5 protein-coding genes are annotated in these 2,529 nt (G+C 71.5%); 4 read left to right on the top strand and 1 reads right to left on the bottom strand.

All coding sequences use genetic code 11. The features are described 5' to 3' along the window. The first annotated feature begins 120 nt into the window (after positions 1-120). The 3 genes from ACZ7KF_RS41495 (at position 121) to ACZ7KF_RS41485 (ending at position 1,225) form a co-directional block, all read left to right on the top strand. The gene (locus ACZ7KF_RS41495; RefSeq protein ID WP_471087896.1) at positions 121-330 is read left to right on the top strand and encodes an acyl-CoA carboxylase epsilon subunit; all 210 of its coding nucleotides are present in this window, start codon (positions 121-123) and stop codon (positions 328-330) included. 116 nt (positions 331-446) lie between these two features. After that, the gene (mmpB, locus tag ACZ7KF_RS41490; RefSeq protein ID WP_263981877.1) at positions 447-575 is read left to right on the top strand and encodes a morphogenic membrane protein MmpB; all 129 of its coding nucleotides are present in this window, start codon (positions 447-449) and stop codon (positions 573-575) included. Between the two features lie 32 nt (positions 576-607). After that, complete coding sequence (locus tag ACZ7KF_RS41485) at positions 608-1,225, top strand: Maf family protein (protein WP_471087893.1); 618 nt, start codon at positions 608-610, stop codon at positions 1,223-1,225. Here ACZ7KF_RS41485 and ACZ7KF_RS41480 read toward each other — a convergent pair. Beyond that, complete coding sequence (locus tag ACZ7KF_RS41480) at positions 1,197-1,757, bottom strand: hypothetical protein (RefSeq protein ID WP_471087890.1); 561 nt, start codon at positions 1,755-1,757, stop codon at positions 1,197-1,199. The genes ACZ7KF_RS41485 and ACZ7KF_RS41480 overlap by 29 nt on opposite strands. Before the next feature lie 378 nt (positions 1,758-2,135). On the opposite strand from ACZ7KF_RS41480, the gene ACZ7KF_RS41475 reads away from it, so the two are divergent. After that, positions 2,136-2,529: biotin carboxylase N-terminal domain-containing protein (locus ACZ7KF_RS41475; RefSeq protein WP_471087887.1), on the top strand; the 394-nt coding region annotated here is incomplete at its 3' end.

The raw sequence follows: 2,529 nt of genomic DNA, 5'->3' as shown, positions 1-2,529 counted from the left end.
GTCCGACACCCGCGCCCACCTCGTCCGCGGCCTGCGCCAGCTGCGCACCAAGCGAGAGACCCTGCCCCCCAAGAAGCACGGCAACATCCCCCTCTAGGCCCGCGGACCCAGGGAGCGGTCATGAACATCAAGGTCGTACGAGGCAACCCCACCCCGGAGGAGCTGGCCGCCGCACTGGCGGTGGTCCGCGCCCGCGCCGCGGCGGCAGCGGCGGCGCCGTCCGGCGCGGAGGGCCCGAGGGACGCGTGGTCCGACCCGTCGCGGCTCGCGGCGGCCCGCCTGCCCAAGCCGGGCCCGGCGTCCTGGACCCGCACCTACTGGCCGGCCTGACCCTCGGGGGCGTGGGCCGCGGCACCGTGCGGCCCACGCCGTAGGACGACACGGGGCGCCCGATCTGAGTAGGTCTACTCAGGCGCCCTGCCCGGGCGACGCGCGACGCTGGTGGAATGCTGTGGTCAGACCCGGAAGACGAGCCGCCGAAGGAACTGCGTGACGCGCAGGACATGCTCCGGCGGCTCGGCCTCCTCATGGCCCTGGCCATGGTTCTGATCATGATCGTCATCGGTCTGAGGTGAGCCGGACGGCAGACCCTGACTAACCTGGCCGCATGACCGCTAAGCGCCGCAGGCGACTCGTGCTCGCCTCCCAGTCCCCCGCCCGGCTCGGCCTGCTCCGCCAGGCCGGCCTCGCCCCCGAGGTCATCGTGAGCGGCGTCGACGAGGACGCCGTCACCGCGCCCACCCCGGCCGAACTGGCGCTCGCCCTGGCCGAGGCGAAGGCGTCCGTCGTGGCGGCGAAGCCGGAGGTGCAGGGCGCCCTGGTGATCGGCTGCGACTCGGTGCTGGAGCTGGACGGGCAGGCGCTCGGCAAGCCGGCCGACCCCGAGGAGGCCACCGCCCGCTGGAAGAGCATGCGCGGACGGGCCGGAGTACTCCAGACGGGTCACTGTGTGTGGGACACGGAGACCAAGCGGTACGTGTCGGCGACCGCCTCCACCGTTGTCCGGTTCGGCGAACCGAGCGACGCCGAGATCGCCGCCTACGTGGCCTCCGGCGAGCCCCTCCACGTCGCCGGCGCCTTCACCCTGGACGGCCGTTCGGCGCCGTTCATCGAGGGCATCGACGGCGACCACGGCAACGTGATCGGCATCAGCCTGCCCCTGGTCCGCAAGCTCCTCGCCGAACTGGGTGTCGGCATCACGGAGTTGTGGTCACCGGAGCGGTGACCTGGGCGGGGACGGAGTCCTGCGGCCCGTCCTCCCCGTCCTGCGGCTCGTCCGTACGGCTCGCCGGCGCGCCGGCGGGGGCCGCGGCCGGCTCCTTCCGCGCGGCCGGACCGCCCCCCTGCCCCGGCGCGCCGCCGCCCGCGCTCTCCGGGCCGGCGGCACGGTCGTACGTCATCAGGAGCAGCACGATCAGCCCGAGCACGACCACCATGAACAGGAACGCCGTCCAGCCGACCAGGCCCCAGGCGAACGCGCCGAGCAGGCCGTGCACCACGGCCGCGCTGATCAGCAGGACACGCCCGAAGCCGGCCGGGGCACGATCGCGGATCGCGACGAGCGCGGCCACCAGCGCGCACAGCGCGAAGTAGGCGCCGAAGACGATGCCGCCGACCTTCGAGGACGTCGACATCACGTCCGGGTCGAGGCCGGCCAGCGACATGTCCTGCCGGTCGACGACCACTCCCAGGAACCAGTTCAGCGCGGCTATGAAGACGGCCTCCACCAGGAGGACGACCGCCACGATGCCTGCCACCGGTCTGCGCACCACCGGTCCCACCCACTCTCACGCCAGCAGCCTGTTACCTCAGGTACGTTCGAGACAGCGCGAACGCTACTAACGGGTAAACCCTGGGACAAGGGTTCGGGCGGCAGCAAAGAATCATTGGGCCATTCGTAGGGACTCGACAAAGAATCAGAGTGGGCCGCAGCACGCTCTTACAGAGACCTTGGCCACATGACAGGGCTAGGGTTTTCCGAAGGAGTCCTGCGTACCGAGGTGCGACAAGGACTTTTGCGGGTCGAGCGAGCCTCGTATCACGCTCCGTGTGGGCAAGCTCACCACTGGGGACGGGTCGAAGTGCCGTGTCGGCAGTCCCTAAACTCGGCTTGTTTCAAGGAGGGAGCCTCAATCGTGCGCAAGGTGCTCATCGCCAACCGTGGCGAAATCGCTGTCCGCGTGGCCCGGGCCTGCCGGGACGCCGGGATCGCGAGCGTGGCCGTCTACGCAGACCCCGACCGGGACGCTCTGCACGTCCGCGCCGCGGATGAGGCGTTCGCCCTGGGCGGTGACACTCCGGCCACCAGCTATCTCGACATCGGCAAGGTCCTCAACGCCGCCCGAGAAGCCGGCGCGGACGCCGTCCACCCCGGCTACGGCTTCCTTTCGGAGAACGCCGACTTCGCGCAGGCCGTGCTCGACGCGGGCCTGATCTGGATCGGCCCGCCGCCGCAGGCCATCCGCGACCTGGGTGACAAGGTCGCCGCCCGGCACATCGCCCAGCGCGCCGGCGCCCCCCTGGTGGCCG

The organism is Streptomyces sp. NPDC038200 (assembly GCF_055600785.1).
This window is presented reverse-complemented; position numbering and strand designations above follow the sequence as displayed.

Excerpts from the sequence above, each read along its gene's own strand:
- ACZ7KF_RS41495 (WP_471087896.1), top strand. The coding sequence starts at position 121 with ATGAACATCAAGGTCGTACGAGGCAACCCCACCCCGGAGGAGCTGGCC.
- mmpB (WP_263981877.1), top strand. The coding sequence starts at position 447 with ATGCTGTGGTCAGACCCGGAAGACGAGCCGCCGAAGGAACTGCGTGAC.
- ACZ7KF_RS41485 (WP_471087893.1), top strand. The coding sequence starts at position 608 with ATGACCGCTAAGCGCCGCAGGCGACTCGTGCTCGCCTCCCAGTCCCCC.